This is a genomic window from Synechococcus sp. OH20, assembly GCF_047502685.1.
GTDB lineage: Bacteria > Cyanobacteriota > Cyanobacteriia > Thermostichales > Thermostichaceae > Thermostichus.
Genome location: NZ_JANSIQ010000009.1, coordinates 1 through 13,350 on the forward strand (window position 1 = coordinate 1; position 13,350 = coordinate 13,350).

A 13,350-nucleotide genomic window follows, 5' to 3' on the forward strand; every position below is an offset into this window, starting at 1 on the left:
GCCTCGTGAGTCTTGGATGCTTCAGCTCTACTTCACAGACCCGGTACACGGGATCTATGAAGCAACTGGGGCAGAAGAAGAGACAAAAGCTCTGCTGTCAAGCGGGTGAGGAAACCCCACCCGCCTACGCGGTGGGGTAGTTCATTTTTGCGCCGTAAAACCGCCAGCATGCGTTCGGAAATATCGATTCCTGTGTAAGGGCAGCCGCGCCGAATCAGCGGCAGCGCAATCCGTCCCGTCCCAATGCCCACCTCAAGAAAATGGGTCTCAGGAGTGGCTGCCACTGCCGCCAAGATGGCATCGGCGATCTCTTCCTCTACAGCCGGAGGAAAGCTGCGGGTGGCATCGTAAAAGTCGGCAGCCCGATCAAAACAAACGCTGTGGGATCCCGCCATCACTGTCCCCTTCCCCAACGGGCAAACCCAGACAGACAGAGTATCAACAAGAATGGGCAGGAATTGCCCGGATCCCTGCCTCTCTCAAGCCCAAAATTGGCTCTCTTCAAGACTCCTGCGCCAGGCGGGCGTAAAACAAGCCCTGGACGCGGACGGTGTGAGGTTCCAGTGCCCCTTGCTCGGTGCTGGACTGCTGAATGCTGACGAAGGAGCCGGCCATCTCTCCCGTGCTGGGATCCACGCGGGCGATGCGCAGCGACATTTTCCCCTGGGAAACCTCGTCCACCTTGCGGTTGGTGGCGAAGTCGTCCTTGGCCGCCTGCAGCCCCACGGCTGTGTCGTAGCCGGCGTTGGAGCCGCGCCCACGCGGGTCGAGGAAGGTGCTGCTGTGGTAGCCGGGCACCAAGAACTCGCCTTCAAAGTCGGTCGAAGGGTCGATGGCGGCTCCCTGGGCGGTGGCGACCAAGTCCTTCACGCTGAACAGAAACGGCACCCGCTCGCGGCGGGGCAACTGACCGGTGGTCGGCTGAAAGGTGATCCCATCCACCACTTTGAACTCCAGCGCGCCGTCTTTGGGGGTGACCTCGGCCTTAATCGGCCCCAGCGTGGCCGCCGAGATCATGATGTTTTTGGCTTTGATAAACTCTTTTTCCCCGTTCCGCTTTTCCTCTTCGATTTCAATCTGCACCGGCTGGAAGCAGACATCGGTCAGCTTCAGGGATCCCCCCTTGGGCACCTCGATGCGGCCGCGGGCATTGTCGGAGACGGAAGGGCAAATGGCGGCCTTGCCGGTGTTGCGGATCTGGTCGTAGGTCAGCGGGGCCTTAGCAGCCGCCGCCGGCAGGGCAAAGACGCTCAAACAGAGCGCCAACAGGATGGCGAGTAGTGGACGGTACCGCATAAGCAACCTCGAAAAACCTGTTTTAATCTCAATGCTGCTGGGGAGAATAAGCCTGAATGCCCCTATTGTACGCAATAGGGATCCCCTCTTTGGCTGAGCCCGCAGAAGTTTCTTGGCCAAGTCCAGTTGCCCACCCTCTAGGGAAAGTCGGCCAGATGGCCAGAAAGGGGTGAGACCCTTTCGCGGCCACCTCAGAACGGGCCCAGGGATCCCAGCCAGCGCTCCCGAATCTGGTTTACCAGCTCGCCGATGGGCTGTTGGTTGACGCGGTAGCTGGTGGGATGGGCGATCAGGCGGGCGGTGCTCTCGAAAAGGCAGTCGCGCTCCACCAGGCCGTTTTCCCTCAGGGTGCGTCCGGTGGCCACCAAGTCCACGATGGCATCGGCCATGCCGGTGAGGGGAGCCAGTTCCACCGAGCCGTAGAGGGAGATAATTTCCACCGGCAAATCCAACCGGTCAAAATACTCGCGGGCGCAGCCGACAAACTTGGAAGCCACGCGGGCATGGGGAGGCAACTGGGCCGCCGAGGTGTAGGGACTATCTTGGGGCAGGGCCACCGACATGCGACAGTAGCCGAACTTCAGATCCAGCAGGTGGGCCACCCGCGCTTCGCTGCCGGCATAGCGCTCTCGCAAGATGTCGTAGCCGACGATGCCCAGTTCGGCCTGTCCGTATTCCACGTACACCGGCACGTCGTGGTTGCGCACCAGCAGCGCCTCGTAGCGTTGCCCGTTGAGCTGGGTGGGCGATTCAATCCGCAGCAGGCGGTTGCCGGGATCCAAAAAGCGACTGAAATCGATCCCCACCTGTTGCAAGCAGCGGATAGCGTCGGCCAACAAGGCTCCCTTGGCCAGAGCAACGGTGATCGTCGGGGTATTGGGCTTCGGAGCTGGCCGAGGGCTGGTGGCTGTCAACATAGGCACTTAGGGATCCCTTCTGGCAAAAGGACAAGGGCAGTGGGAATGCTGCTTAGTTAAAGAAGGAAAGTGGATACCAGGGATCCTGCGTCCTCAATTGTAGGGAACTGACCTCTTGCCGGCGAGGTAGACTCGGCAGATGTTTTCCAGAACGCAGATCCTGGGATGATAAAAACACGATGAACCCGGAGGAGAGAGGACGGCATGAAAGCCATGATCCTGGCAGCCGGCAAAGGGACACGGGTACGGCCCATCACCTACATGATGCCCAAGCCGATGATCCCGATTCTGCACAAGCCGGTCATGGAGTTCTTGGTGGAGCTGCTGCGGGAACATGGCTTCGACCAGATCATGATCAACACCAGCCACCTCGCTCACCAGATCGAAGACTACTTTCGCGATGGCCAGCAGTGGGGAGTACACATCGGCTTTTCCTTCGAGGGCCACTTCGAGAACGGCCAGCCGGTGGCCGAACCCCTGGGATCCGCCGGTGGCATGCGCAAGATCCAGGATTTCTCCGGCTTTTTTGACAGCACCTTCGTGGTGCTCTGCGGCGATGCGCTGATCGACCTCAACCTGACCCAGGTGGTCAACTTTCACAAATCTAAGGGGGCATTGGCCACGGTGGTGTTGCGAGAGGTGGATCCCAGCCAAGTCTCCAGCTACGGAGTGGTGGTAACTGATGAGACGGGCCGGGTCACCGCCTTCCAAGAAAAGCCCAGGCAGGAAGAGGCCCTCAGCAACACCATCAACACCGGCATCTACGTGTTCGAGCCAGAAGTCCTGGACTACATCCCCCCCGGCTGCCCCTATGACATCGGCAGCGATCTCTTCCCCGCCTTGGTGAAAGCCGGCGCCCCCTTCTACGGCCTCAAGGCCGACTTCCAGTGGGTGGACATTGGCCGTACCCATGACTACTGGCTGGCGGTACAGAAGGTGCTGCGCGGCGAGATCAAAGGCGTCAAGGTGCCCGGGATCCAGATTCGGCCCGGCGTCTGGACAGGGATCAACATCCGCGCCAACTGGGATCGCATCCACATTGAGCCACCGGTGTACATCGGGGCCAGCACCTACCTGGCGGATGGGGTAAAGCTCATCGGCCCCACGGCCATTGGCTACGGCTGTGTGTTGAACGAAGGGTGTACGCTGGATGGCAGCCTCATCTTTAACTACACCCAAATCGCCGCAGGAGTGACGCTGCGCCACCAGATGGTGATGGGTCGCTACTGCATTTCCTCCGATGGCAATGCCATCGACACGGAAGAGTCCAACCTCACCTGGTTGATCGGAGATGCCCGCAGCCATGGCAACGGCAAATCCCAATAGCGCCCTCTATCTCTACGGGATCGTCGCTGCCCCCGGCCCGCGCCACCTGAATGTGGTGGGGCTGGACAAGCAGCCGGTGGGGGTTCACGTGCTGGGATCTTTGGCCTTTCTCTATTCCCAGGCTCGCCAGGAGCGCTACTTGGCCAGCCGGGCCAATCTGCTGGCCCACGAAGCCGTCCTAGAAACCGTCATGAACGAGGGACACCGCGCCCTGCTGCCGTTGCAATTTGGCCTGGTGGTGAGCAGTTGGGATCAGGTGGAGCAGGATCTGGTCAAACCGCGCCTGGCCGATCTGCTGACCCTGCTGCAGCGCCTAGAGGGCAAACGGGAGGTGGGGGTAAAGGTCTTCTGGGATCCCCAGCAAGAGCTCCAATTGGGGCTGGAGGAAAACCCCGCCCTGAAAGCCCGGCGGGACGAGATGGTCGGCGCCCCTTTGGGTCTGGATGCGGTAGTCGAGATCGGACGGGCTCTGGAGCAGCTTTTGGAGCAGCGGCGTCAGCGCATCGCCCAAACCTTCACGGCGGCCCTCAGCCCCCTGGCCAGCGACCGCGTGGAAGGCGATCTGCTCACGGAGAACATGGCCTACAACGGCTCATTTTTGATCAACTGGGAAGATGAGCCGGCTTTTGCCCAAAAAGTGGAGGAGCTAGACCAGACCTTTCAGGGGCGGCTGCGCATTCGCTACAACAACTTCACCGCTCCCTACAATTTCGTCAAGCTTTGACATGTTTTCTGTCTTATGGTCATTCAATCCAGTCCAATGGCGATGGAACGGTTGGTTACCTCGTTATTGCTCCGCAACGCTGTCGCCAACGCGCCGCTCTAACTCCCCTCTCCCTCAGGGAGAGGGGCTGGGGGTGAGGGTGGGAGAGGGGCTGGGGGTGAGGGGATCCCTCAGGGAGAGGGGCTGGGGGTGAGGGTGGGAGAGGGGCCGGGGGTGAGGAGGTTCATGGATGGGCTCAAGCAGGGATCCTTGTATGTAGCAGCATCTGTGACCCCCCCTGCGGCCTAAACCTCAACCAGAGAGGATAACCCCGCTGCAATCTTAAGAACCCCTCTACTGAGCGCCGAGAGCCGCCAACAAGTCATCCGCCAACAACACCGCCGTATAGGCCAAGGCTTGCCGTTGCTCAGGAGACAAATCGCCAACGGGGGTCTGGGGATTGCTCAGGATACCCTGTAACACCTTGCTGGCTATGTATTCGCGCTTAGAAACCCCTGGGCTAGAGATGGTGGGGTTATCCAGAGAGAACTTCTGATGGTGCTCGAAGGGGAAAGCATATTCAGGGGCAACCGGCATCGCTCGACTCCAGATCGGGTCTCTACACTGTGCTTTGCCTATTTTCCCATCCTCTCTCGTCGGGAACTTCAAAAAAGCGGGGCCTCAAAAAAGACAGAACGGGTTATCGTATCAGACAGATCCCTGTGTGGGGAAAGGATCCGGGCTGCTCTCCCTTGGAAAGATTGCTATGCATTTGAGCGATTCTTTTCGACGCACCAAAATTGTCGCCACCATTGGCCCTGCCAGCTCAAATCCGGCCATTCTCAGAGAGATGATCCTGCAAGGGGCAACCACCCTTCGCCTCAACTTTTCCCATGGGGATCACGAGCTACACCGCCGCAGCATTCGCCTCATCCGCCAAACCGCGATGGATCTGGGCATCCAGGTCGCCATTTTGCAAGACCTGCAGGGGCCGAAAATCCGCTTGGGCAAGTTCGCCGAAGGCTCCATCACCCTCAAAGCCGGGGATCCCTTTGTGTTGACCAGCAAGCCTGTCTTGGGATCCCAAGAGCGCAGTTGGGTCACCTACGACAAGCTGGCCCAAGAAGTGCCCGAAGGAGCGACGATCCTCATCGATGACGGTCGAGTGGAGATGCGGGTGGAAGCCGTGGATCCTGCGGCGGGAGAACTCTTCTGCCGCACCATTGTCGGGGGGACTCTCTCCAACAGCAAAGGGGTCAACTTTCCCGGCGTGCGCCTGAGCATCCGCGCCGTGACCCAAAAGGACAAAGAAGATCTCTACTTCGGCCTCAACCAAGGCGTGGATTGGGTGGCCCTCAGTTTTGTGCGGGATCCCTCTGACGTGCTGGAGTTGCGCGAGCTCATCGCCTCGGCCAAGAGGCCTTCTGCGGGCTCAGCCGACAAGCGGGTACCCATCATCGTCAAGATCGAGAAACATGAGGCCATCCAGCAACTGCCCCAGATTTTGGCTCTCAGCGACGGTGTGATGGTGGCGCGGGGCGATCTGGGGGTGGAACTGCCCGCGGAAGAGGTGCCGATCCTACAGAAGCGGGTGATCGCCCTGGCCAACTCTCTGGGGATCCCGGTGATCACTGCCACCCAAATGCTGGACAGCATGGTTCACAGCCCCCGACCTACCCGTGCCGAGATCTCCGATGTGGCCAACGCCATCTTGGATGGTACCGATGCCGTCATGCTCTCCAACGAGACGGCGGTGGGCAAATACCCCGTCGAGGCAGTAGCAACCATGGCCCGCATTGCCGTGCGCACCGAGCGAGATTACTTTGACTTGACCTACGCCGACCGACGGCAACGCATTCGCGCCCTTGCCCTGCAGGAGCTGAGCCAAAACAACGGCAACAGCAATGGCGCCAGTCCTGCTGGAACGCGGCCCAAAACCCTGATCACCGACTCGATCAGCCGCGCCGTGGGGGAGATCGCCCAGGAGCTGGATGCCGTAGCCGTGATGACCCTGACCAAAACGGGGGCCACTGCTCGCAATGTCTCCAAGTTTCGCCCGCGCACTCCCATCCTAGCCGTAACTCCCCACGTGGAAGTAGCACGGCGGCTGCAGTTGGTTTGGGGGGTACATCCGCTGTTGGTGATGGATTTGGCCACAACCCGCCAGACCTTTCAAGCGGCCATTAGCTTGGCCCAGGAAGATGGCTTGCTCAAAGATGGCGACTTGGTGGTGCTCAGCGCAGGAACCCTGCCCGGTGTTGCGGGATCCACCGATCTGATCAAGGTCGATGTGGTGAAAGCGGTGGTGGCCCAGGGCAAAGGGTTTGGCAAAGGCACCGTCAGCGGCCCGGCCCGCATCTTGAGATCCAGCCTCGATGCCGGCAAAATCACCGCCGGCGACATCTTGGTTGCGCAGTCTACCGACGCCAACTATGTGGAGGCCATCAAACAGGCAGCCGGAGTGATCACCGAAGAAGAGGGAGCTTCCTCCCATGCGGCGGTCATCGGCCTGCGGCTGGGGGTGCCGGTGCTGGTGGGGGTCAAGGATGCCACACGCCTCATCCGGGATGGATCCATCGTCACTCTGGACGCAGAAAAAGGCATCGTGACTTCGGGAGCAGATGGCCTGGGCTTTTGAGGGAGAGCCATCAGTCCCGCGCTCTACCCAAAAGTGAGCGTCGGGATCCCTCTGGCGGTTCTCAAAAGCAGGCTACGCCATAGCAACGAAACGTTTCTCTACATCGTTATTGCTACGCAACGCTGTCGCAAACGCGCCCCTCCAACTCCCCTCTCCCTCAGGGAGAGGGGCTGGGGGTGAGGGTCGTTCCTCAGGGAGAGGGGCTGGGGGTGAGGGTCGTTCCTCAGGGAGAGGGGCCGGGGGTGAGGGTGGGAGAGGGGCCGGGGGTGGTCGCGTGAGCGGCGCGGAGCGCTTGGGCAGCGGCAAAGTGTCTTAATCTTGTCTGAAACGACTATATTCCTGACGGTTTTGTGGTGGGCAGGTGCGGGTTGTCTCTAAGTAGGTTGGGAAGCCCGCGCCGCGCTGATGGGAGCAGGCCAAGGGGATCCGCTCAGGAGCTGCGGTCTAGCGGCTGGGGCTCTGGTTGAGGGGTGAGGGTTTCCAGCTCCGGCAAGGGGGATCCCATCTCGGCGGCGGGGCTTTCCAAGGACTTTGTCCCCCTATCTTCGGTGGGCATGCCCGTCGGCAAGCCGGATGCAGCTTGGGCCGGCTGAAACTGGGGATCCAGCTCCAGGCAGCGCTGCAAACTGGCCTGGGCCGCTTCCCGCTGGCCGGCCTGTAGTTGGATCAACCCCAAGGTATGCCAAAAGGCGGGCCGCTGCGGCTCCAGTTGCGTAGCCCGTTGGGCGTCGGCCAGGGCCAGCTCCAACTTTCCCAGCTTCAGGGCTTCCCAGGCGCGGTTGTTGAGGGCCACCGCGTCTTCTGGGGTGAGCTCCAGGACGCGCGAGTAGGCTTGCGCTGCTTTCTCTGCATCCCCCAGGTCGCCATAGACCAGGCCCAAGGCAAACCAGCCCCAGGGATCCCGTTCGTTGAGGCGGGTCATCTCTTGGGCGGCGGCAAGGGCTTCTTCCAATCGGCCCAGGCGGCGCAGGCTGGTGATCTGGCCAAACCAGCAGGCAAAGCTGCCAGGACGCTGCTGCACCAAGCTCCGGAACTGCTCTAGGCTGGCCTCGTATTGCCCCAGCTCCTGCTGTGTCACCGCCAGGGCGTAGCGAGCCGGGAAGTCCTCTGGCCGGATCTTCAGGGCCTCCTCAAAGTGAATGCAAGCCTCCTTCAGGTAGCCCAATTTCTGGAAGGCCACGCCGCGGGCGTACCAGCTTTTGGGGTTGTCGGCGTCGTAGCGCAGGGCACGTTCCAGGGCTTTGCTGGCCAGCCGATACTGCCCCAGGCGCAGCAGAGCCACCCCTAGGTTGTGGAGCGTAATGGGATCCCGGCGGCGCAGCCGCAGCGAGCGCTTGTAACACTCGATGGCCGAGCGCAGCCGCTGGCAGTGGAACAGGGCATTACCTTGGTAGCGCCAGACCCGGCCACTTCTGGGGTTGAGCTTCAAAACCCGAGCAAAGCTGGCCGCCGCCGAGCTGGGCCGCCGCAGCCGCCGCAACACGATCCCACGCGCCAGCCAGGTGCGGGGCTGTTGGGGGTTGTAGCGCAGCGCCTTGTTCAGGCTGTTGAGGGCCAGCTTGGGCCGCTTCAGTTGCATGAGGCGAATGCCGCGGTTGTGCCAGGCCAGGGCGTCCTCCGGGTTGCTCTCCAGCACCTTGTCGTAGTTGACCACCGCCGCTTTGTACTGGCCCAGGCGCCCCAGAATCAGGGCCAGGCGCAGCCGCGTCTCCTCGTCGTAGGGGTTGATGCTCAGGGATCCGTTGTAGCTATCCACCGCCTCGCGGTAGCGGGCCAACTGCACCAGCACATCGCCGCGTCGGCTCCAGGCCAGGGCGAAGTTGGGATCCATATTCAAAGCGCGGTCGTAGGCGGCCAGGGCTTCGGTTAGGTTGCCCCGCTTGCGCCACTCCTCGGCCCGATCGAATTGAATATCGGCGCTGTTCCACTGGAACAGCCGCTGAAGAAATTGCAAAATGGCAATCTTGCGTGCCCCTTCCTCCGGTGTGGCAGAGGGCATTTCGCCAGTGGCAATGCGCAGGATGGCTAGCTGAATGGCTCGTAGGAAAGCTTGGAACCCCCGCACTTCCTCATCTTCAGGAGGTTCCTCGCGGCGGTGGTATTGCAGCCGAAATCGCTGCAGATCTCCAGGGGTGGGGAAGCTGGGATCCAAAAAGTGCATCAGCTCCCGGGCCCGGTACTCAAACAGCACCGGATCTTCCTCAGAGCCGCTAAAATCCAGCAGCGGTGCTTCTGCCAGGGGGCGGGGCAGCTCGGCGGGCGTGTGGAGCAGCGTCAGCAGGCGCTGGTTCTGTCGGGGCGGAGCGTGGGAGAAGCCGCTGTAGAGCTCATCTCTGGGCCAGGGATCGGCAACAAACTCCGGCGAGGCCACCACCCCGATCCAGCGGCATTGTTCGATGGCCAGTTGCAGCTCCAGCCGGCGGTCGTCTCCCGGCTGCAGCATCCAGCGGTCAAACCAGACCTTGAACCCCTCCCGATCCAGCCGCTCGGCCAGTTGCCGCGCCCACCGCGCCTGCTCTCGGTGGTAGCGCAAGAAAAGGTCAAACTTGTAATGCTCGGAAGACATGAACGCCTGCTCGCTGCTCTTTTCCAGCTTATCTTTGCCATCGCCTCGGCGGCCCGAGCACTGCCTCTTCCCCGGCTGCAAGATCGGCGATAGTTGAGGAAGGGTTGGTCAGGAGGGGGAGATGGCAAGCGGAGTGCTGGCGATTGCCGCAGCGATTGGCTTAGTGGTTCTGCTGTTGGAAGCGATTCGCTATCGCCGCTGGGGATCCCTGCGCCGTTGGCAGCCGGCAATGGGACTGGGCCTGGCGGCCCTGGCAGCGCTGGGGGCGGGGCTGGGACAGTTGCCGGAACCGGTTCCGCTGGCCCTGCTGTTGGGGGGGCTGGTGGGACTGGGGCTGCTGGGCTTGGGCGGCTGTGGGCGGGCCGGGCAGGGGCTGGCGGTGCTGCTGCTCAGCTTGGCCACCTGGCAGGGTGTAGCCGGCGGCGCCTTCGAGGGATCTGAGGCGGGAGCTGCTTTTTCTCTGCTGTTGTGGGGCTGCGGCCTGGGGATGGGCTTAGTGGGGATCCCGTTGCTGGGCTGCTTGGCTGAAGGAGAGATGCTGTCTGTGCTGATGGGGCTGGCCCAGGGCTGGAGCGGCATCGCTGCCCTCACCTGGGGATCCCGCCTTATGGAGATGGGAGGGGAATCTCTGCCAGATCTCCCTTGGCCGGTGTTGTTACCTGTTGGTCTGGCCGCCCTCAGCCTAGTGGCGGGCACCCTGCCCTTGTTGACTGTTCCCGTTCGCGCCAGCGGGACAGAGTCCTCACCCGACAGCGAGGTGGAATCCAACCGGCTGCTGTCGGCCCTGGGGCACGGTGTGGGATGGCTGGTGGCGACGGCGCTGGCCCTGGCTCTGGTGCGCAACGGGCTGTACCAGGATCCCTTTTGGGCGCTGCTGTACGGGGCGGGGGTGTTGCTCTCGTGGGCTCTACTGGCTTTGGAGAGCAGGATCCCGGCACCCGAGGGGAAAGAGGCCTTGCTCTGGCGGGCCTGTGTGAGCCTGACGCTGGTAGGCGGTGGGGCGCTGCTGGCGTTGCGGCTGGGGGGATCCTACGGGGCGGCGCTGCTGGGGCTGGGGTGTCTGGCTTTTCCCAGCCGCTGGGGGGCGATGGCCGCCCTGTTTTTGTCGGCCCGACCCCTGCTGCAAAACCTGCTGCACCAGTTCAACCTGCAGGTGGCCGGGATCGACCTCACCCAGCCCTACGTATCGGCGGCGCTCTACTTGGGCATGGCGGCCATGGCCTTGGCTGCGCTTCTTTACTGGCTGCACGGGCTAGACAAACCCCTGCAAACCGGGGTCGGCCTGACGCTGGGCAGCCTGCTCCTGCCGCTGGGGGTGGGCTATTTCGTCCATGCCCAGCCGCAAGCAGCTTTCTTGCTGGCAGCCTTGATCACCGCCTTGATCTTGGCGGCGCTGCAGCCCATAGCCTTGAACCAAGAAGGGAGAAGGGCGACTTGGACGGGGATCCAAGCTTTGGGCCTGGCCACGCTCGCCATCCTCGGATCCAACCTCAGCCGCAACTGGACGGTGACGGGGTTCTATGCCACCCGCCTGGAGCGGGCCCTGGTGCTGGCGGCCAGCGTTGGGATCCTGGCTCTGTTCCTTTTGCTTGGGCAGGGCTGGCGCTGGTGGCAGTCCAGAACAGCGTCCCGCTAGCGTTGAGGTTCTAGGGTTGTGAAACTCCTTCCCCTCGGCACCCGTGGCACCTGGCAAGGGATCCCCGGCCCCGAGCAGACGGCTGAGGCCCTGGGCAACCCCGGCGTGAGGGTGATCGGATCCCCAGCTCTGTTGGCGCTGATCGAGCGATGTGGCCACAACACCTTGCAGCCTTTTTACGAGGGGGAAGAAGCCGCCGTCGGGATCCGCTTTGTCCTAGAACACTGCTCAGCAGCTGTGGTGGGGGATCCTCTACACCTTCAGGTTGAGGTTGTGCAAGTGGAGGGAAGGCGCGTTCAGTTTCAGGTGGAGATCACGCAGCAGGGGCGGCTGGTGATGCAGGGATCCTACATCTGTCAGGTAGTCGATTTGCCCCATTTTCTGGCCCGCTATGGGCTGGCTTGAGATCATCAAGTACCTGGCAGGGCTGCTGCTGGTCACTGGGTTGGGGCTGTTTCTGTTCTGGCCACAACAGCTCCTGCTACGCTACCGCAAGCCTTGGCAAGGCCCCCTCGCCTGGAGCTGGAAATGGCGCGGGTGGGGGGGCTTGGCTCTGCGGGGCAGCCGTCGGGGGTGGGAATGGCGCTGCGGCTCCCTCTGCGTTCGCGGGCATTGGCCGGCCCGGGTGGGCTGCCGTCTCTCCTTTGCCGACTGGCCTCGCTTCTGGCCCCTTCTGAAGCAGTTGGCCAAGGGGATCCAGATCCAGTCCTGGCAAGGTGGCCTAGAAATCGGCTTTGCCGACCCGGCCTTGACGGGGCAATGCCTAGGGTTGATCGCCGCTCTGCCCCCCCTGTTGGCCCAACATCTGCGCCTTACCTTCGCCCGCAGCGGCTGGCACGGACAGGGATCCCTGGTGGTTCGCTTTCGTCCCTGGCGGGTGCTGGGGCCGGCCTTGAAACTGGGGTGGCTGGCCCTCTGGGAAAGGATCCCGGACAATTAGCGCTGGAACAGCCTCGCCGAGCCAAACTTTGGGTTATGTCGAATTGGGGACAAAAGGAATGGGATCCGCGCGCGCCCCGGCGGATTTTGGTCTGCCCGGATAGCTTCAAGGGATCCCTGACGGCCAAGGAAGCGGCAGCGAGCATGGCCCGCGGGATCCAACAAGTGTTGCCCCAGGCCGCGGTGGAGCTGCTCCCTCTGGCCGATGGGGGCGAGGGCACCCTAGAGGTGCTGCTGCCGGCGCTGGGGGGAGAAAAACGAGGGCTGTGGGTCACCGGCCCGCTGGGGGATCCCGTCTGGGCCGAATACGGGGTGGCGGGCGAGCGGGCGCTGCTGGAAGTAGCCCAGGTGGCCGGCCTGACCTTGGTGCCCCCGCAGCGGCGGGATCCCACCCGCACCACCACCTATGGCTTGGGGGAGCTGTTGCGGGCCGTCTGCCGGGATCCCATCGCCGAGATCTGGATAGGGCTGGGCGGATCCGCTACCGTGGATGCGGGCGCAGGGATGGCGCAGGCCTTGGGCTATCGCCTCCTGGATGAGGCCGGGGATCCCATTGGCTGTGGGGGAGGGGAGCTGGCCCGCCTGGCGCGCATCGAGCCGCCCGAGCAGCCTGTCTGGCTGGGCAAGTGCATCCGCGGCCTCTGCGATGTGCAGAACCCCCTCACCGGCCCGTTGGGGGCGGCTGCCGTCTTCGCCCCCCAGAAGGGCGCCACCCCTTCTCAAGTGCGGCAGTTGGAGCAGGCACTGCAGCAGTGGGCCAGAGTGGTGGAGCGCGACCTGGGCCGGACTGTGGACGGGATCCCAGGGGCCGGCGCCGCCGGCGGGCTAGGGGCAGGATTGGTGGCTTTTTTAGGCGCCACCCTGGAGTCGGGGATCCACTTGCTGGCCCAGCACTTGGCTCTGGCGGAGCGCATCCACCGCTGTGACCTGGTGGTGACCGGCGAGGGCCGCCTTGACGAACAGAGCAGCATGGGCAAAGTGGTAGGAGTGGTGCTGGAGCTGGCCATGGCAGCCCAGAAGCCCCTGCTGATTCTCTGTGGCCAGGCCACCCCGGCAGCCCGAGCCGACTTGGCCGCCCGACCTTTGCCAATTGGAGTTGCTGCCCTCTGCGACCGGATCCCGGATGTGACCGAAGCCCAGCGTCAGGCCAGCCACCACTTGGAACAGATGGCCGCTTGCGAGTTGAAAAAGTTTCTAGCCTAGGATCCGCTCATCACATAGTCATTGCAAAAGATTATGGAACAGCCTGTCCGTTGCTCTCCAGCTCCCCTCTCCCCCAGGGAGAGGGGCTGGGGGTGAGGGGATTCCCCAGGGAGAGGGGCTGGGGGT

The 13,350-nt window shown here is 62.8% G+C and carries 12 protein-coding genes; 7 read left to right on the top strand and 5 right to left on the bottom strand.

Features of this window, described 5'->3' with window-relative positions; all coding sequences use genetic code 11:
- Positions 1 to 32 precede the first annotated feature (32 nt).
- The 3 genes from NW826_RS01725 to hisG form a co-directional block, all read right to left on the bottom strand.
- The gene (locus NW826_RS01725; RefSeq protein WP_414509282.1) at positions 33 to 395 is read right to left on the bottom strand and encodes a class I SAM-dependent methyltransferase; all 363 of its coding nucleotides are present in this window, start codon (positions 393 to 395) and stop codon (positions 33 to 35) included.
- Positions 396 to 501: 106 nt separating this feature from the next.
- The gene (locus NW826_RS01730; RefSeq protein WP_414369029.1) at positions 502 to 1,296 is read right to left on the bottom strand and encodes a photosystem II manganese-stabilizing polypeptide; all 795 of its coding nucleotides are present in this window, start codon (positions 1,294 to 1,296) and stop codon (positions 502 to 504) included.
- A gap of 191 nt (positions 1,297 to 1,487) precedes the next feature.
- Positions 1,488 to 2,213, bottom strand: a complete 726-nt coding sequence (hisG, locus tag NW826_RS01735) for an ATP phosphoribosyltransferase (RefSeq protein ID WP_414336052.1) — start codon at positions 2,211 to 2,213, stop codon at positions 1,488 to 1,490.
- 204 nt (positions 2,214 to 2,417) lie between these two features.
- Here hisG and NW826_RS01740 point away from each other — a divergent pair, with 204 nt between their 5' ends.
- Together NW826_RS01740 and NW826_RS01745 are read left to right on the top strand one after the other, a co-directional pair.
- A complete protein-coding gene (locus tag NW826_RS01740) occupies positions 2,418 to 3,539 on the top strand; it encodes a sugar phosphate nucleotidyltransferase (RefSeq protein ID WP_414336050.1) in 1,122 nt (373 codons plus the stop codon).
- Positions 3,517 to 4,263 carry a GvpL/GvpF family gas vesicle protein gene (locus NW826_RS01745; RefSeq protein WP_414336049.1) on the top strand — a complete coding sequence of 249 codons (747 nt, stop codon included), beginning with the start codon at positions 3,517 to 3,519 and terminating at the stop codon, positions 4,261 to 4,263. The genes NW826_RS01740 and NW826_RS01745 overlap by 23 nt, the downstream gene beginning before the upstream one ends.
- A gap of 333 nt (positions 4,264 to 4,596) precedes the next feature.
- Here the strand turns inward: NW826_RS01745 and NW826_RS01750 are convergent, their stop codons facing one another.
- On the bottom strand, positions 4,597 to 4,839 hold the full coding sequence (locus tag NW826_RS01750) for a hypothetical protein (protein WP_414336143.1): 243 nt from the start codon (positions 4,837 to 4,839) through the stop codon (positions 4,597 to 4,599).
- Positions 4,840 to 5,008: 169 nt separating this feature from the next.
- Here NW826_RS01750 and pyk point away from each other — a divergent pair, with 169 nt between their 5' ends.
- Positions 5,009 to 6,880 (top strand): pyruvate kinase, encoded by a 1,872-nt coding sequence (pyk, locus tag NW826_RS01755; RefSeq protein WP_414336145.1) that lies wholly within the window; start codon positions 5,009 to 5,011, stop codon positions 6,878 to 6,880.
- 430 nt (positions 6,881 to 7,310) lie between these two features.
- Here the strand turns inward: pyk and NW826_RS01760 are convergent, their stop codons facing one another.
- Positions 7,311 to 9,446 (bottom strand): tetratricopeptide repeat protein, encoded by a 2,136-nt coding sequence (locus NW826_RS01760; protein ID WP_414426923.1) that lies wholly within the window; start codon positions 9,444 to 9,446, stop codon positions 7,311 to 7,313.
- A gap of 121 nt (positions 9,447 to 9,567) precedes the next feature.
- Between NW826_RS01760 and NW826_RS01765 the strand changes: the two genes are divergently transcribed.
- From NW826_RS01765 to NW826_RS01780, 4 genes are read left to right on the top strand one after another with little or no spacing between them, the layout of a single operon-like run.
- The gene (locus NW826_RS01765; protein WP_414347276.1) at positions 9,568 to 11,082 is read left to right on the top strand and encodes a hypothetical protein; all 1,515 of its coding nucleotides are present in this window, start codon (positions 9,568 to 9,570) and stop codon (positions 11,080 to 11,082) included.
- A gap of 18 nt (positions 11,083 to 11,100) precedes the next feature.
- Entirely contained in the window at positions 11,101 to 11,487 is a 387-nt protein-coding gene (locus tag NW826_RS01770) for a thioesterase family protein (RefSeq protein WP_414509283.1), read from the top strand.
- Complete coding sequence (locus NW826_RS01775) at positions 11,474 to 12,022, top strand: hypothetical protein (RefSeq protein ID WP_414509284.1); 549 nt, start codon at positions 11,474 to 11,476, stop codon at positions 12,020 to 12,022. The genes NW826_RS01770 and NW826_RS01775 overlap by 14 nt, the downstream gene beginning before the upstream one ends.
- 35 nt (positions 12,023 to 12,057) lie before the next feature.
- Entirely contained in the window at positions 12,058 to 13,224 is a 1,167-nt protein-coding gene (locus NW826_RS01780; RefSeq protein WP_414509285.1) for a glycerate kinase, read from the top strand.
- Positions 13,225 to 13,350: the final 126 nt, after the last annotated feature.

Excerpts from the sequence above, each read along its gene's own strand:
- NW826_RS01725 (WP_414509282.1), bottom strand. The coding sequence starts at position 395 with ATGGCGGGATCCCACAGCGTTTGTTTTGATCGGGCTGCCGACTTTTAC.
- NW826_RS01730 (WP_414369029.1), bottom strand. The coding sequence starts at position 1,296 with ATGCGGTACCGTCCACTACTCGCCATCCTGTTGGCGCTCTGTTTGAGC.
- hisG (WP_414336052.1), bottom strand. The coding sequence starts at position 2,213 with ATGTTGACAGCCACCAGCCCTCGGCCAGCTCCGAAGCCCAATACCCCG.
- NW826_RS01740 (WP_414336050.1), top strand. The coding sequence starts at position 2,418 with ATGAAAGCCATGATCCTGGCAGCCGGCAAAGGGACACGGGTACGGCCC.
- NW826_RS01745 (WP_414336049.1), top strand. The coding sequence starts at position 3,517 with ATGGCAACGGCAAATCCCAATAGCGCCCTCTATCTCTACGGGATCGTC.
- NW826_RS01750 (WP_414336143.1), bottom strand. The coding sequence starts at position 4,839 with ATGCCGGTTGCCCCTGAATATGCTTTCCCCTTCGAGCACCATCAGAAG.
- pyk (WP_414336145.1), top strand. The coding sequence starts at position 5,009 with ATGCATTTGAGCGATTCTTTTCGACGCACCAAAATTGTCGCCACCATT.
- NW826_RS01760 (WP_414426923.1), bottom strand. The coding sequence starts at position 9,446 with ATGTCTTCCGAGCATTACAAGTTTGACCTTTTCTTGCGCTACCACCGA.
- NW826_RS01765 (WP_414347276.1), top strand. The coding sequence starts at position 9,568 with ATGGCAAGCGGAGTGCTGGCGATTGCCGCAGCGATTGGCTTAGTGGTT.
- NW826_RS01775 (WP_414509284.1), top strand. The coding sequence starts at position 11,474 with ATGGGCTGGCTTGAGATCATCAAGTACCTGGCAGGGCTGCTGCTGGTC.
- NW826_RS01780 (WP_414509285.1), top strand. The coding sequence starts at position 12,058 with ATGTCGAATTGGGGACAAAAGGAATGGGATCCGCGCGCGCCCCGGCGG.